This window comes from Roseibium hamelinense (assembly GCF_007830545.1).
GTDB classification, from domain to species: Bacteria; Pseudomonadota; Alphaproteobacteria; order Rhizobiales; family Stappiaceae; genus Roseibium; species Roseibium hamelinense.
Genome location: NZ_VLLF01000005.1, coordinates 21,208 through 35,406, shown reverse-complemented (window position 1 = coordinate 35,406; position 14,199 = coordinate 21,208). Strand labels below are relative to the sequence as shown.

General features: G+C 54.4%; 12 protein-coding genes. 5 read left to right on the top strand and 7 right to left on the bottom strand.

What is annotated here, in order from left to right:
* Nucleotides 1-30 precede the first annotated feature (30 nt).
* Nucleotides 31-1,362: a lipopolysaccharide biosynthesis protein gene (locus JM93_RS11250; RefSeq protein ID WP_145343397.1), complete on the bottom strand. Its 1,332-nt coding sequence runs from the start codon at nt 1,360-1,362 to the stop codon at nt 31-33.
* Nucleotides 1,359-2,588 carry a glycosyltransferase gene (locus JM93_RS11245; RefSeq protein ID WP_145343395.1) on the bottom strand — a complete coding sequence of 410 codons (1,230 nt, stop codon included), beginning with the start codon at nt 2,586-2,588 and terminating at the stop codon, nt 1,359-1,361. Before JM93_RS11245 ends, JM93_RS11250 begins: the two co-directional genes overlap by 4 nt.
* A gap of 314 nt (nt 2,589-2,902) precedes the next feature.
* Here JM93_RS11245 and JM93_RS11240 point away from each other — a divergent pair, with 314 nt between their 5' ends.
* The gene (locus JM93_RS11240; protein WP_208995119.1) at nt 2,903-3,841 is read left to right on the top strand and encodes a polysaccharide deacetylase family protein; all 939 of its coding nucleotides are present in this window, start codon (nt 2,903-2,905) and stop codon (nt 3,839-3,841) included.
* Nucleotides 3,838-4,989, top strand: coding sequence for a glycosyltransferase family 4 protein (locus tag JM93_RS11235; RefSeq protein ID WP_145343391.1), 1,152 nt, complete (start codon nt 3,838-3,840; stop codon nt 4,987-4,989). The genes JM93_RS11240 and JM93_RS11235 overlap by 4 nt, the downstream gene beginning before the upstream one ends.
* Here the strand turns inward: JM93_RS11235 and JM93_RS11230 are convergent.
* Complete coding sequence (locus JM93_RS11230; RefSeq protein WP_145343389.1) at nt 4,976-6,244, bottom strand: UDP-phosphate alpha N-acetylglucosaminyltransferase; 1,269 nt, start codon at nt 6,242-6,244, stop codon at nt 4,976-4,978. The two genes, JM93_RS11235 and JM93_RS11230, sit on opposite strands and share 14 nt — an antisense overlap.
* On the bottom strand, nt 6,216-8,291 hold the full coding sequence (locus JM93_RS11225; protein WP_145343387.1) for an exopolysaccharide transport family protein: 2,076 nt from the start codon (nt 8,289-8,291) through the stop codon (nt 6,216-6,218). Before JM93_RS11225 ends, JM93_RS11230 begins: the two co-directional genes overlap by 29 nt.
* Before the next feature lie 332 nt (nt 8,292-8,623).
* On the opposite strand from JM93_RS11225, the gene JM93_RS11220 reads away from it, so the two are divergent.
* Nucleotides 8,624-9,382 (top strand): WecB/TagA/CpsF family glycosyltransferase, encoded by a 759-nt coding sequence (locus JM93_RS11220; protein WP_208995117.1) that lies wholly within the window; start codon nt 8,624-8,626, stop codon nt 9,380-9,382.
* 6 nt (nt 9,383-9,388) lie between these two features.
* On the opposite strand, the gene JM93_RS11215 is transcribed toward JM93_RS11220, so the two are convergent.
* Both JM93_RS11215 and JM93_RS11210 read right to left on the bottom strand, forming a co-directional pair.
* Nucleotides 9,389-10,144: a cobalt-precorrin-6A reductase gene (locus JM93_RS11215; protein WP_145343385.1), complete on the bottom strand. Its 756-nt coding sequence runs from the start codon at nt 10,142-10,144 to the stop codon at nt 9,389-9,391.
* Nucleotides 10,134-11,231, bottom strand: a complete 1,098-nt coding sequence (locus tag JM93_RS11210) for a cobalt-precorrin-5B (C(1))-methyltransferase (RefSeq protein WP_145343383.1) — start codon at nt 11,229-11,231, stop codon at nt 10,134-10,136. The genes JM93_RS11215 and JM93_RS11210 overlap by 11 nt, the downstream gene beginning before the upstream one ends.
* 121 nt (nt 11,232-11,352) lie before the next feature.
* Here JM93_RS11210 and cobA point away from each other — a divergent pair, with 121 nt between their 5' ends.
* Both cobA and JM93_RS11200 read left to right on the top strand, forming a co-directional pair.
* Nucleotides 11,353-12,222 (top strand): uroporphyrinogen-III C-methyltransferase, encoded by an 870-nt coding sequence (cobA, locus tag JM93_RS11205; RefSeq protein WP_145343381.1) that lies wholly within the window; start codon nt 11,353-11,355, stop codon nt 12,220-12,222.
* On the top strand, nt 12,219-13,526 hold the full coding sequence (locus JM93_RS11200; RefSeq protein WP_145343379.1) for a cobyrinic acid a,c-diamide synthase CobB: 1,308 nt from the start codon (nt 12,219-12,221) through the stop codon (nt 13,524-13,526). Before cobA ends, JM93_RS11200 begins: the two co-directional genes overlap by 4 nt.
* A 33-nt stretch (nt 13,527-13,559) precedes the next feature.
* Here the strand turns inward: JM93_RS11200 and JM93_RS11195 are convergent, their stop codons facing one another.
* A complete protein-coding gene (locus JM93_RS11195; protein WP_145343377.1) occupies nt 13,560-14,189 on the bottom strand; it encodes a class I SAM-dependent DNA methyltransferase in 630 nt (209 codons plus the stop codon).
* Nucleotides 14,190-14,199: the final 10 nt, after the last annotated feature.

Genomic DNA, 14,199 nt, shown 5'->3' with positions numbered 1-14,199 from the left:
TGGCTTTCCTCTCCGTCGCCTGTTTTTATGTCATCCAGACTTCTTGCTCAGCACTACAGGTATGATTGACGTCGCCATGTTGTCTACGCTCCAGTGTTTGATCGCCCAGTGGCGCGAAACCATGTGCACCATGACAAGCTTGTAGATACTTGCAAACGCAACGCCTGCGAGACCAAACTTCCAGGATAGCAATGCGAGCAATCCAATATAGGATACGAAAACCAAACTCCGCGAATACAAAAGGTACTTTTCGCCGCCGCCAATCATTGTCAGCCAAGTACCGGGCCCGAAAAACGCGTGAGCAATCGCCCCAACGCCTAGGATCATGAGCACATCAAAGTACTTTGGAAACGTCGGATCGAATTGTGCAAGGATGAAATTTCCAGCAACGTAAAGAAAGGCCCCGCCGATTAAGGCACAGCCGAAACTGCCGGCAGACAAGTAAGCCACCAGGCGCTGGGCCCCCGGCTTGTCTTTTTCTTGAAATCGGGCCGCAATCAGCGGAACGCCGACGGTGTCTATTGCAAGAACTGGAAGGGTCAACAGCATCGATATGCGATAGGCTACAAAATAAAAAGCAGCCAGTTCGAGGCTCAAGAAAATGCCGATCAGGATCGTTTCGAGAAAGCCGGCTGCGGCATTGAAAAAGTTATTGAGAGTGAAAAAGAATGTTTCTCGAGACCACTCTTTGCGTTCCTTCCGATCCTGCAGCTGCCCTCCGGGCTTCAGAAAGGATCCACCCTCGGCAGCAAAAAAACGGTATGCTTGGTATCCGGTCAAAAGTCCTAGCAAAATGGTAACAAGTTCTGTGGCAACAGCGCCGCTGGTTAGAAACCCGTAGTACCCGAGCCCTCCAATTGTCAGTGCACTCAGGATGCGCCAAATGTTTTCCCGGGGCAGCAGCGACAGCGCAATCTGTCCATGGATCCTGAAGTAGTTCTGAAAATACTCGCTCAGTAGGAAGATCGCTGCAAAAACAAATGCTATTGGTAGATGGTCATATGGCATCGGCAGCGTGTTCGAGAAAACGAATGTTATCGCGGCCGCGGTACACAAAAGCAGGCACCCGGTTCCAAGCAGTTTGGCATTCATCCGCAGGAGTGCCTGGTTCGTGACACCGCGTTGATGCCCTGCGAGCCGATAGTGTTTGACCAACAAAATATGTTGGCCGAAAACGAGAATCAGGCCGAGTGCGTTGCCAACCGAAAAGAGAAAGATGTAGAGGCCATACTCTTCCGTAGAGAGCACATGACTTGCGACATATAGTACGAGGAAGCTCAGAACGGTGCTGCCGAGGCGGCTCCCCAAAGAGATACTGATCCCTGCAATTCGGTCGCGATATGCGTTGAGGAATGCTTTCATGGCATCTGGGCTCCCGTCCCTTGATGTAGGGAGGGCGTTCGTGTCGGAGCGGCAAGTTCTGACAAAAACTCGCTGAATTGGCGGCCGACAGCTGCTGGAGTGTAGTGCCAAGCCGACGCAAGTGCGCCTTCCGAGAGATGCTCGTAGACTTTTGGGTCACTGACTGCCTGCTCGATGGCTGCTTTGAGGGACAATGCGTTTCCTGCCTCGAAGTGGAACCCGTTGACGCCCTGCTTGATATTCTCGGCCACCCCCCCGATGTCGGTCGATATGACTGGGACCGCGTGCGAAAATGCTTCTATGGAGGCACGGCCAAATGCTTCTCTGCCGAGGCTCGGGTAGACCAGCAGATCTATTTCGGACAGGAAGGTGTTTGGTTTCACCCAACCGACAAAGTTTGTTCGATGTGCTGGAAACAAACCAGGCAGCGATCGGGCAAAGGCATCGTTTCCTTCTCCAGCTATCACAAATTCGATGTCTAATGCGCTACCCATCATGTTTGCGGCTTCGCCAAGAGTTCCAACCCCCTTAAAGTGCGTGTGGACGCCCAGAAAACCGATGCGTAGGGGCCGGCCATTGGGATAAGGGCGAGGAACGTGCGCGTGCACTTTGTCAATTGCCGCTGGAATTCGGCGCGGACGTGCGTTTGGAAAATATCCCTCGCCCAAATGTCTGGCGATGGTGTCTTCGGATTCGCCTATCAAGCCATCTACGTATCGTGAGAAAAAGCGTCGCCCGATCGAGGTCAGTTTGCAGTCCGCACACTGCCGGGTGCATGTCTGTCCATTGCGTTGCATTACCCCATTCCAGCACATCATGAATGCGCTGAAGACTGTGTGCGCCACGGGAACGCTCAAAGACTTTGCAGCTGCCCAAGTTGCAACATTGATGTTCTCGATGCTTAACGATAGGACTATATCTGGCTGAAAGTCGCGAATTTCATTTCGCATTGTTGTAAATGCACGCGGATTACCGTTTTCAAGGGCGTGCCAGACTATTTTTTGCCAGGCCGGGTGGGGCTCCCTGTAGTTCCAATAGATGTTTTGAGATGGCAGCCGGTGAACATTCAGTCCGTGATATTCCTCATGTCTGTCCTCCCCGCTTATATTCACAACACGCAAGTCATGACCTTCTTTCCGAAGGATTTGAGCTATCATAAGGGAAGAAATGGGCCCGCCGCCATCCGCGAACGGTGGAAATGCAGCACAAGGCAGTAGAATACGCATTAAACAGGCTCGGCATTGACGTGTCAGCGGGATAATTGAGGCAAATGCTTTCAAATCCGTTTTAGCAGCGAATTGACCGATACAAACAAGCAAATTCCATGAAAGCATTTAGATAGAAAATTAGGTTAGACTGACGTGCGAATTCTACAATCCGATGTTCCTTAATGACTTCAGTGTTGACCCCAGTCTTACCCAAAATCAGCCGTGTAGAAGTACTGCGACGTCAAGCCAAAAACGCAGGGCTTAAACTCCTCGCCAAATCTGGTTTGGCCTCCGCAATCGGCCATAGATTTGGCGGCAATGGTATTATTTTGATGTTCCACGAGTTTGTGACGTCTCCGGATAACCTCCTTGATCAAGGTTGCCGTGTTTCAGATTTAGAGGCTGCGCTGCGAAATCTGAGCCAATCCGGGTGGGACTTTGTGACGCTCGGCGAAGCCATCAGGCGCATTTCATCGGGCAATCCCAACCGTTTCGTTGTTTTGACCTATGACGATGGCTACCGTTCAAACATCGAACTGGCTTTGCCGGTCATGGAAAAATACAACGCGCCGGCAACAATTTATGTGCCGACACAGATGATGACGCGGGATATCAATGCTTGGTGGCTTGGTTTGCGGGTACTGGCGCGCGACAATGATCGAATTGAATTCGACCCGATGGGTTTGGCTTTTGAATGTGTGGATCTACCATCAAAAATCGCCGCGTTGAGACGGATGGTTGCATGGGTTTGGGAAGATTTCCGGCGGGTTGAACACTTGGCGCGGATTTTTGAAGCTTATAAGGTATCAGTCGCCGATGAAGTGGAAAGAACCGTCCTGACGGAAGATGAGATGATGGCGGCGGACCGGCATCCGCTCATTGAAATCGGTGCGCATACAACCACCCATCGAGCGCTTGCCTTGCTTTCTGAGGCCGATGCCGAAGAGGATATTGACGCAAACAAACGGTATTTGGAAAGCAAGCTGGATCGGGAAGTCCCGCACTTCGCTTTTCCTTACGGCGCGCCATCGATTGCCGGAACGCGGGAAGCTGAGATCTGCAAGAAACTGGGGTTCGAAACGGCTGTCACAACAGAACCGGGCGCTCTTTTTCCTGAACATGCTGGATATCCGTTCTTGCTGCCGCGCCAGGACGCGGAAAACACAGTTGATGGACAAGCCCATATCACCTGCGGCGTGAACGGTGTTTTTCGGGCCTTAGCCTCCCGATTGGGTGACCCTGTGGTTCGGCCTGACGGGTTTTCTGAATGAACGGCTCAGAGGATGCCTCGGGGTTTGAGGCAATCAAGATTGTTCATGTGGTCCGGCAGTACCTCCCGCGTATTGGCGGACTTGAAGATGTTGTCAAAAACTTGGTGCGCCTCCAAAACGAGCGGTTTAATTCTGTTGAAGTGGTGACCTTGGACCGCCTGTTCACCGATCTGGACGTCGTTTTGGCGCAAGAACAGGTTTTTGAAGGTACTAAAGTTTACAGGATCCCATTCCACGGTTCGCCGCGGTATCCAATCGCTCCTTCGGTTTTGGGTTTTATAAAGCAAGCCGATCTGGTTCACGTTCACGCGGTTGATTTTTTCTTCGACTTTTTGCCGCTAACGAAATGGCTGCATGGCAAACCACTGGTGGCGACAACTCATGGTGGTTTTTTTCACACGCAAAAGAACAGCTTTTTGAAAAAAATCTGGTTCAATACGATGACACGGGTCACCGCGAATGGGTTTCGAGGCTTGGCGTGTTGCAGCAATAGTGACCTTGCGCAGTTCAAGGCTATCGCTCCGGATAGAGTCCGTCTGATTGAAAATGGTGTCGATCTGGACAAATTCCGCGGCGCAGCAAGCAAGAAGGCCAAGAAGAGGCTTGTGGCCATTGGCCGGTTTTCGGCCAACAAACGTTTGGACCGGCTTCTGGATACTGTGAAAGCATTGATCGAAATGGATCCCAATTGGCGCCTTCTGATCGCGGGTGTACCGTCAGATTTGAGTGCGGCGGATGTTCAGGCATTGATCGCCTATCGCGGATTGGAAGACTCTGTTTCGTTAAAAATTGGCTTGTCTGAGGCGGAAATTGCAAAAGAGCTTGCCGAATGCAGCATGTTCGTCAGCGCCTCGGAATATGAGGGATTTGGTCTTTCGCTCATTGAGGCGTTGAGTGCCGGTCTCACAGCGGTTGTCCATCCGAATACGGCTTTCCAGTCGCTTTCTGCCCAGCACCCTACGGTCCAGCTCACTGATTTTAGCAATGCTGCATCAGCCGCGACCTCGATCGAGGAGCTATGGCGAGACTTGTCAGCAGACCCGGCCGAATCCAGGGAGCGCGCGATCGCGTCAGCGCAGCAGCACGGTTGGGCAGAAACAGTCAAACACTATGATCACCTGTATCGAGAGGCTCTCAACCTGCCCTGAATCGGGGCGCGGGATCGTGGCGCCAGCCATCGGCGGCGCCTGCGCAAAACCAAAACAGGGCCGCCAGCTTAATGGAATAAAACGAGTTCGACACGATCATCATCAAGGAGATGAAAACAATCGCGAGCACTTTGAACTTGTGTCCCTCCGGACGCCCGGCAGGCGCAAAAACAAATAGTGTCCAAAGAGCGAGTACGCCGACAAGTCCGATTTGAGCAAGGGTCGCTGCATATCCGCTGTCTTCCAAAAACACTTGCTCCGGTGATATGCCGAACAGCATTTCCGTGTCGAGTTCCAGCAGCAGTTGCGAAGATAGATAAAATCGCCCTGCGAAATTGTCCTCCCATGTCAATTGATCCGTCGCTGTGCCGTATATGGCCAAAGCGAGGATGAGTGTGAACGGTGTAAACCACCAGATGATCCGCGGCACCAACCGATAAAATGGCATGACAAGAAAGAATGCGACGCAGACATACATACCAAATCGGGCGTCGCCGAGGAGGATCACCATAAAGGCCAGGACAAAAAGCAAGAACCGGTTTTTCATGCCGTGACGGAACAGAGCCCACAGACATAAAAACGCCCCGAAATTGCCCATGGTTACCGGTTCGAGAAACACGGAAGAGGCGCGCGTATTGCCTAAAAAAGGAAAGAAATTTCTTCCCTCGAAGCGTGTTGCGCTGATGAACAGATTTGATCCCTCAATGAGTGCGTCATCAGGGTTCAGTGTGCCGCGCGCAACGTAGTAGTCGAAGATGTTCACGAATCTTGTGAAGGTATCGAGGAACAGGAACTCAAACAGCCCCACCCCAACAACGATGTAGGCGCTGATGAAGACGATCTGATCGGCGTCTTCAATACGGCGAAGCTTCTTGCCTGCGAAATAGAAAGCCAAGGGGATCAAGATATCCCGGACCGCTTTAAGATCCAGCTCCGACCGCATCGCGAGAATGAAAACCATATAGCCCAAAAACACAGCAAGGATGGTTAGGGGCGCGGCCTTGCGGTCGAGCGCGAGAGCCAAGGTGCTGGCGATCAGAATGAGCTCGACTAAAATAACGTAACTGTCGGTGATGCCGAACAGATTTGTGTTGGCGAAAGCCAGAAAAAAATTGAACGTCAAACTGCCGATAATGATAGCGAAGATCGCGGTACGCCACAGGTGGTATCGGCGTGACTCTCGGTCGCGTATTGCGGTAGACAGCTCTTCCCGTGTCTGGAATCGGTTAAGCGGCTTCGAGGACAACATTGCCAATCACACGGTCTTGCCAAGGCTCCAGATAAGCAAGCGTTCTATCAAGGTCCTCACAACGGGTATCTGACAGTCTGCTGACCAGGACGATACCATCGCAGTGCCGCAGCAAAACCGGCAGGATCGGGCTGCTTTCCGCCGAACCGGCATCCACAATCAAAAAGTCTTCGACGGCTTCCGAGAGCGATGCATAAGCCCCGTATTTCCGTCCGGCGCCGATTTGTTCAACAGACACGTAGCGGGACAGCCCGTTCGCTTTGCCCTGCGTTTTAGTTTCGGAATCCATTCCCAGCTTCATGGTTTGTGCGGCTTGCCGCAACAACGCAACGGCAGATGCATTGCGTTTGCCTAAGGGGGAACTCGCCTCGTGGCGCTCCGGCCAAGTTGCTGGGGCTTCGGCTCGTGCGAAAAGAACCGTTTCGCCCATGTCATGAAGCTCGATGGCAACTTGCTTAGAAATTGCCGCTGGATTCAAGCCATCTGAGAGCGAGAGTACCAAAACCGTTGTCGGACGCTTCTCGGCGAATGCCTGTCTCAAAGCATATGCAATCCGGGTTATTGCAAGGTTCGTTTCCAGCTCTGCATTCCGATGAGAGCCAGACAACCGAGGCAGCCTTGCTGCAAAGGGAAGCGCAGCACCTCGGTTTGGCGACGGGATGTGGGTCAGAATTGGAACGCCCGTCCGTGTCACCAGATCGCGTTCTGAGGTGATGTTTCCGTTGAGGATGGCGAGTCCAACGACACTGCCAGCTGCAGCTATAAAACCGAACGCTCCGGCAGCGATCAGAACGAAAAGTTTGCGAGGTCCAGAAGGCCTTGTTGGGATTTGCGCTTCCGACAGAACCCGGGAGCCATCTGTTTCGATTTCCGGCTGCTCCTCCAGCTCGCGTGTTCGCCGCAAGAAGGTCTCATAAACGGCACGGCTTGCCTCTGCTTCGCTTTCCAGCTGCCGTAACTCGATACGGGCTTTGCCCTGCAAGGAGTTTTCGTTTTGCAGAAAGGTCAAGCGCGTCTCTAAAGCTGCCAACGTTCCCCGCGCTTGATCGAACTGGTTCTTGAGCGACTGCTTGATGCGTTGAAGTTCGTCCGCAATCTGGCGGCGCGTGTTTTGTAGCTGAGACCGCAATTCTCTTAGGCGCGGATGACTCGTTCCGAGGGTCGTTGCCGCTTCCGCCTCTTGCTGAGCGATTTGCGCATATTGAACACGCAGTGAGCTGAGCACCGAGTTAGCCGTTTCATTTTGTGGCAAAACACCTGCTTCGACATCCGATGGCCGGAGCGGCTCGACAAGTTCAAAGGCTGTTCGAGCTTGTTCGAGAGTGACCCGGGCCTGTGTGAGTTGTGTGTTCAGCGACTGGATCTGCTGATCGACGACAGGGCCCGCTGTGCCTGTGCTGATCAAACCTTCGTTGGATTTGTAGGTTTCCACAGCGGCTTCGGCCTGCTCGACCCTCTTGCGGAGTTCAGCTGCCTGTTTGGCAAGGGACTCACTTGCCCGGATCAGCGAGCTGTTTCTGCTGTCCCGTGTCTCGGTCAGATAGGAGTTGGCAACCTCGTTGGCGATGGCTGCCGCCATCATCGGATTGGGGTGCCGAGCTTGAATCCGAAACACCGATGACCGGTCGAGCCTTATGACCACCAGGTGTTCGCGCAAGGCTGTTATGGTTTCCGCTCGCCTTTCGGCATCTGATCCGGGTGAAGCACCCGTCCGTCCCATCAGTCGAGCCAAAAGGCCCGGTCGGTGTAACGCGGAATCGTTGTCCAGATCCAGTTTGTTGGCAACGTCGTTCAGGACCGAAGCGGAGGTGAGGACATAAAGCTGGCTGTCGATATCGAGGGCTTGCTGAGCCTGCTGACCGAATGAGCCGGACTGCTCGCTCGGCAGGACCTGAAAACCTGCAGGCTCCACCAAAAGCTCTGAGCTGGCGCGATATTCCGGCGTCTTGAGCGACAGATATAAGAACGCCAGCACCATAAAAAGCAGTGGTGTGACGAACAGTAGCAGTATGTGGCGCCGCAAAATGGCGGGAATGTCTGCGACGTCAATCATTCTTGCTTGCCTTGCAGGCTCTCGGTTTGCGGGAGCCCAATCCATTGAGATCAGCCAAGAGCCCCTACACCAGATGTGATCCGCCGCCTGCTGCGTGATGTCAGCCGGGCAGGTCCCAGCATGCGCGTCTTGCCCACGAAAACATGGCGAAACATGATTAATAGGATGCTAACACGCTATTGCATATTGGGTATTTTAACCCTCGGTCAACGCTTAGGGCCTTGCGAGGGCGTTTGTACTGGGCATTTGTCCCAGGGTATGACAAGCAGGCTCGCCATGGTCTTGAATGCCTCGACGAACGTTTCAATTCACAACTCTGGATGCCGCCCCAAATGACGCGCTTCACAGATGCATCCGAACCGAATTCTATAGCTCTAGGGCCGCTTGTGATACAGCGTCTCAAGCGCGAAGAAGCCATTGCCTTTGTCTATGACAGAGTTTGTAACAGGACGCAGACAGATATCGCGATCTGCAATGCTCACACGGTTTTGCTGGCATTGGATGATCCGAAATATGCATCGGTCTTGAACTCTATGGTGCTGTTTAACGACGGTATGGGGGTGAATTTGGCCAGCAGAAGCCTTGAAGGGATCTGGTTCCCGGACAATCTCAATGGGACGGATTTTGTGCCCTACCTCTTGGATCGGATCGACGCACCTTTGCGGGTTTTCTTGCTGGGTGCAGAGCAATCCAGCGTAACCGGCGCAGCTATGCGGATCGCCGAGGATTGTCCAAAACACCAGATCGTTGGCGTGCAAAATGGATTTTTCAGCGCTTCAGAGGTGCCGCGTATTTGCGAAGAGATCTCAGAAGCGGCGCCGGATCTGCTTTTGGTTGCCATGGGAAACCCCCGGCAAGAAGTTTTCATTCACGATAACCGACACTCGATAAATGCTACAGTTACAATCGGGGTTGGAGCGTTGTTCGACTTCGTTTCGGGCAAGGTCGAGCGTGCTCCGCTCTGGATGCGTAGGTGGGGGCTGGAATGGTTGTTCCGCCTGCTCCAAGAGCCGAAACGGCTCTCGCGAAGGTATTTGATCGGTATTCCACGCTTTTTGACGCTCATTTTGCGCCTGAAGAGGGCTCGCTAGATCGCACTAGTGATTTGCCAAATGCCCGGCAATTCGTAATATCTCCGCCACCGATTCCGCGGTTTTCGTTGTTGGCAGCCGGGGGCGTTCAATCATAATCACGGGTAGCTTCAGGTTGCGCGCCGCGGCAATTTTTGCGTAGGCTCTTGTTCCGCCGCTATTTTTCGACACGAGCGTGTCAATTCGATACTTCGCAAAAAGCTCCATTTCTTCTTCGACCTGTTGCGAAGGGCGTGATAGTACCAGCTTCCAATGATCTGGCAGAGCGTGTTTCGGCGGTTCGATCATTCGGACAAGACCGAACAGATCGGTTCGATCTGTGAAACGTCCGATTTCCTTGCGGCCGACGGCAAAAAATGCGCGCGCTTCGGTGTCCAGGGCTGCTTTTGCATCTTCAAAATTGGCGGCACTCCGCCAACGGTCTCCGGCCTCCGGTTCCCAGGGCGCCCGCTCGAGCCGAATGATTTCGCATCCCGTCATCTCAGCAGCGGCCGCCGCATTGCAGCTCATTTGGAACGCGAAAGGATGCGTTGCATCAATGATAAGCGAAATACCTGCGCGGTTGATGTAGTCGCCGAGCCCTGCAACACCGCCAAAACCGCCAACACGCGTGGGAACTGCGAGTTCGGGAAGGTCTCGCACAGCGCCCGAAAAGCTCACGGTGAGGCGTGTATCAGGCATGGCGTTCGATAGGCTTGATGCAACACGCCTCGCTTCGAATGTGCCTGCGAGAATTAAAATATGACCTGAACTAGACGTCAAAACCGGCCTCGCCCGTCACAGTGCCCGCCCGGTCGACGATAAGCACTTCAAGTGCAATCGGAGCACTTCGCAGGATTTTACGCACAGCCTGCTTGGATTTGATGGCAAGCGGGCCACTTATGTCGAAGTCGGCCTCAGTTGCCATATCTAACACTTCCTTTGCTGTGTTGGCGGTTCTTGCCCGGTCAATCAAACCACGATCAGCTCCGTACTCAGATAAGAGACTCGCTAAAAACTCGAATTCCACCTGACTGCGGGCCGAGTGCAAGTCTAGGGCACCCTGTGCGAGCTTTGTAAATTTCGCGAAGCCTCCGGCCATTGTGAGCTTTGGGACCGGATGCGCTCGCAGGTATTTGAGCATGCCTCCGGCAAAGTCGCCCATATCAAGAAATGCTGCATCGTCAAAGCCATAGCGTGCCCGAACTGCATCTTCCGATGTAGAGCCTGTTGCACCAACGACATGTTCCAAGCCGGTGGCGCGGGCAACATCAATGCCCCGATGGATAGATGCGATCCACGCTGCGCAGGAAAACGGCCGGACAATTCCGGTGGTTCCAAGCACCGAGAGTCCGCCCACAATGCCCAGTCTGGGATTAAGGGTTTTGAGTGCCAGTTCTTCTCCGCCCTCAATAGCAACCTCGATTTCCACAGAACCCGAAAAAGGGTGTTTTTTGCGAACTTCCTCGACCGCCACCTCCATCATTTTTCGAGGAACGGGATTGATCGCAGGCTCGCCGGGCGGGATGGGCAATCCCGAGCGTGTTACAGTGCCAACGCCTTTGCCGGCTTTAAAAAGAACCCCGTGCTCTGCTTCTTCTGAAATTCTCACAGTTGAGGTGATTTCAGCGCCATGGGTTACATCGGGGTCGTCTCCGGCATCTTTGACGATCGTGACACTCGCATGCTGATCAAACAAAGCGTGGCGGCAAAGAACGAACTCCACCTGCGCCCCTTTGGGCAAAGTTATTTCCACAGGGTCTGGAAACCGTCCGGTCAAAAGAGCCGATAAGCCAGCCTTTGCCGCGGCAGTCGCACAGGCTCCCGTCGTCCATCCGCGTCGCAGCTCATTTTTCGCATCACCGGTCATGGCGGGTCTTATACCCCGTTTTTGGAAGCACGCACCTGCGCAAACAGGCGCATGTCGCACCCGCACACAATTAGACCGCAGTCCTGCTTGGCCTGATTGCGCAGGAAGGGTAAAAGAGGGAATGATCGTCGAACCCAACCAAACCGAACTCTTTGGAAACCTGCCCGAATTCGAGCCGGGTTCGGTCTGGCTTGCAGGCGCGGGCCCGGGGGATCCGGGTCTCCTGACACTCCACACACTGAATGGATTGCGTCAGGCGGATGTGGTTGTGTTCGATGCTTTGGTCGACAAGAGCATCCTCGATTGGGTCAAGCCCGGCGCACTTGTGGATTACGCGGGCAAACGCGGTGGAAAACCGAGTCCCAAACAACGCGACATAACGCTGAAACTCATTGACTACGCAAAAGCTGGAAAGCGGGTACTGCGGCTCAAGGGGGGAGACCCGTTCGTGTTCGGACGTGGCGGAGAGGAGGCCCTTGGATTGGTCGGGGCAGGGGTGCCTTTCCGAATAATTCCTGGGATTACCGCAGGCATCGGCGGTCTTGCCTATGCTGGCATTCCAGCAACCCACCGCGATACCAACCAGGCTGTTACGTTTCTGACAGGTCACGACCAAACCGGATTGACCCCGGATGCGGTCAATTGGGACGGAATAGCGAAGGGATCCCCGGTCATTGTAATGTACATGGCCATGAAGCATTTGGAGACAATCGCCGGCAAACTCATAACCGGTGGACGGTCTGTGGATGAACCTGTGGGTATTGTGTGTGACGCCTCTTTAGCCGGGCAACGGGTTCTCGAGACGACACTTGGCCAATGTGCCGCCGATGCGGCGGCTGCCGGCATTGAACCACCTGCCATCGTCTGTGTCGGCGAAGTTGTGCGCTTGCGCGCTGGGCTTGATTGGTTGGGAGCAATGTCGGGCCGCGCTCTTGAGCCCGACCCACTTGGCCGCGCGTTGATATCCGGAACAGCAGCCTCCAGCGCATGACCAAGGTGCCGAATGGTTTGTTGATCGCCGCCCCTTCATCCGGTGCGGGCAAGACCACGCTCACTCTTTCTCTGCTCAGGGCATCGAAAGCCAAGGGCCATGCGGTAGTGTCAGCCAAGTCCGGCCCTGACTACATTGACCCAAGATTTCATGCGGCCGCGACGGGGGCTCCGTGTATCAATCTCGATGCCTGGGCGATGAGCTCTCAGGCCATCCGCAGGCTTGCAAACCAGCATGCCGCGGCCAGCGAACTGCTCCTTATCGAAGGTGCCATGGGACTTTTCGATGGGGCTGCGAATGGGCGCGGATCAGCGGCAGATCTTGCAGCTTGTCTACAAGTTCCCGTGGTTTTGGTTGTTGACTGTTCCAGACAAGCACAATCGGTCGCCGCGCTGGTCTCGGGATTTGGAGCGTTTCGCACCGACGTTTCCGTCGCCGGTATAGTTTTGAACCGCGTAGGGAGCGCGCGCCATGAGGCAATGCTGCGCACAGCCCTCGCCCCGCTTGGTATTCCAGTAGTAGGAGCGTTGCCGCGCTTGCCGGGGCTTCAATTGCCAGAACGTCATCTTGGTCTGGTGCAGGCTGGTGAACATCCAGATCTTGAAGCGTATTTGAACAGTGCCGCTGAGCTCTGCCTGGAGCACATGGATTTGCCTGCGCTATTGTCTCTGGGGCGACCTTTGAAGGCCCCGGATCCAGTGATGGAAACCGGCCTTGCACCGCTGGGTCAAAGGATCGCGGTTGCCAGCGATAACGCATTTGCTTTTTCCTATCCCCACACGCTTGATGATTGGCGTCAAAAAGGCGCGGAATTGAGTTTTTTTTCGCCCTTGTCGGACAATGCGCCGGATCCCCACGCCGATGCGGTATTTTTACCGGGCGGCTACCCGGAACTTCATGCAGAACGACTTGCGGCAGCAACTGCGTTTAGAGCCGGGATCTATTCTTCCGTTGACAAAGGCGCGTTGATTTACGGCGAATGCGGTGGCTACATGACCCTTGGCGAGGTGCTGGTAGATGCGCAGGGCAAGCGACATAATATGCTGGGGCTTCTGCCGCTGGAGACAAGCTTTGAAGCGCGCAAGCGCCAGCTTGGCTACCGGACTCTTAAATCGCAAAGCGGGTTTCCGTGGAAGGGAGCTCTTTCCGCGCATGAGTTCCACTACGCTACTATTGTCCGTGAGGGGGGCAGAGAACGCTTGTTTAGGGCGCATGATGCCGAGGGTACGCCGCTTCCCGATATGGGCTTGCGTCAGGGAAGCGTCATGGGGTCATTCGCCCACGTCATTGCGCGGATGCCTTGACTGCGCTCAACAAGCTGTTCGCGTTTTGACGCTTCAAACCACTTCCAGAACCACCAGTTGGCAGGTAACGCCTTCCTTTGTGTGATAGGGGCTGAGAGTGATTTCCAGCACCTTCACCTTTTCGTCCGCTTCCAGGTCGCCGATGTAGTCTTTGAAGCCGTCGGCTTCCCATGCGCTGTCGCGGACTGTGATCACAACCGGGCCGCCGGATTTGGTGACGCGGATCAGCTCATCCAGCCCCTGTGGTCCGACATGGCCATTGGTGAAGACACCTGCGCTGACTGTCCCGTCATAGATGTCATCATTGATCTCGTGAAGTGGTCCGCACATGTCGGCGATGTTGAGCTTGCGATAGACCCCTTTTTTGCGTGAATGCGTTAGCATTTCCGGCGTGAGATCGATGCCGTCGATGGTCAGATCGTTCTTTCGCTTGAACAATTCAATGCCGACCAGGCCGGTTCCTGATCCTGCATCCAGGACAAGCGCGGTGTCGCCGACCCGCTTCGTCAGCGCTTCTGCCGCGACTGCCGGTCCAACATAACCGAAGGCCTCGAGAAGGTCGGTGTCGTAAGTCTTGCCCCAGTCTGAGTAAAACTCACGGATTGCATCGGGATCGCCGTCAAGAGCGATAGCACGTTCCAGCATGTGATTACGGTCGGTCATGGCACTGCCC

Excerpts from the sequence above, each read along its gene's own strand:
- JM93_RS11250 (WP_145343397.1), bottom strand. The coding sequence starts at position 1,362 with ATGAAAGCATTCCTCAACGCATATCGCGACCGAATTGCAGGGATCAGT.
- JM93_RS11245 (WP_145343395.1), bottom strand. The coding sequence starts at position 2,588 with ATGCGTATTCTACTGCCTTGTGCTGCATTTCCACCGTTCGCGGATGGC.
- JM93_RS11240 (WP_208995119.1), top strand. The coding sequence starts at position 2,903 with ATGTTCCACGAGTTTGTGACGTCTCCGGATAACCTCCTTGATCAAGGT.
- JM93_RS11235 (WP_145343391.1), top strand. The coding sequence starts at position 3,838 with ATGAACGGCTCAGAGGATGCCTCGGGGTTTGAGGCAATCAAGATTGTT.
- JM93_RS11225 (WP_145343387.1), bottom strand. The coding sequence starts at position 8,291 with ATGATTGACGTCGCAGACATTCCCGCCATTTTGCGGCGCCACATACTG.
- JM93_RS11220 (WP_208995117.1), top strand. The coding sequence starts at position 8,624 with ATGACGCGCTTCACAGATGCATCCGAACCGAATTCTATAGCTCTAGGG.
- JM93_RS11210 (WP_145343383.1), bottom strand. The coding sequence starts at position 11,231 with ATGACCGGTGATGCGAAAAATGAGCTGCGACGCGGATGGACGACGGGA.
- cobA (WP_145343381.1), top strand. The coding sequence starts at position 11,353 with ATGATCGTCGAACCCAACCAAACCGAACTCTTTGGAAACCTGCCCGAA.
- JM93_RS11200 (WP_145343379.1), top strand. The coding sequence starts at position 12,219 with ATGACCAAGGTGCCGAATGGTTTGTTGATCGCCGCCCCTTCATCCGGT.
- JM93_RS11195 (WP_145343377.1), bottom strand. The coding sequence starts at position 14,189 with ATGACCGACCGTAATCACATGCTGGAACGTGCTATCGCTCTTGACGGC.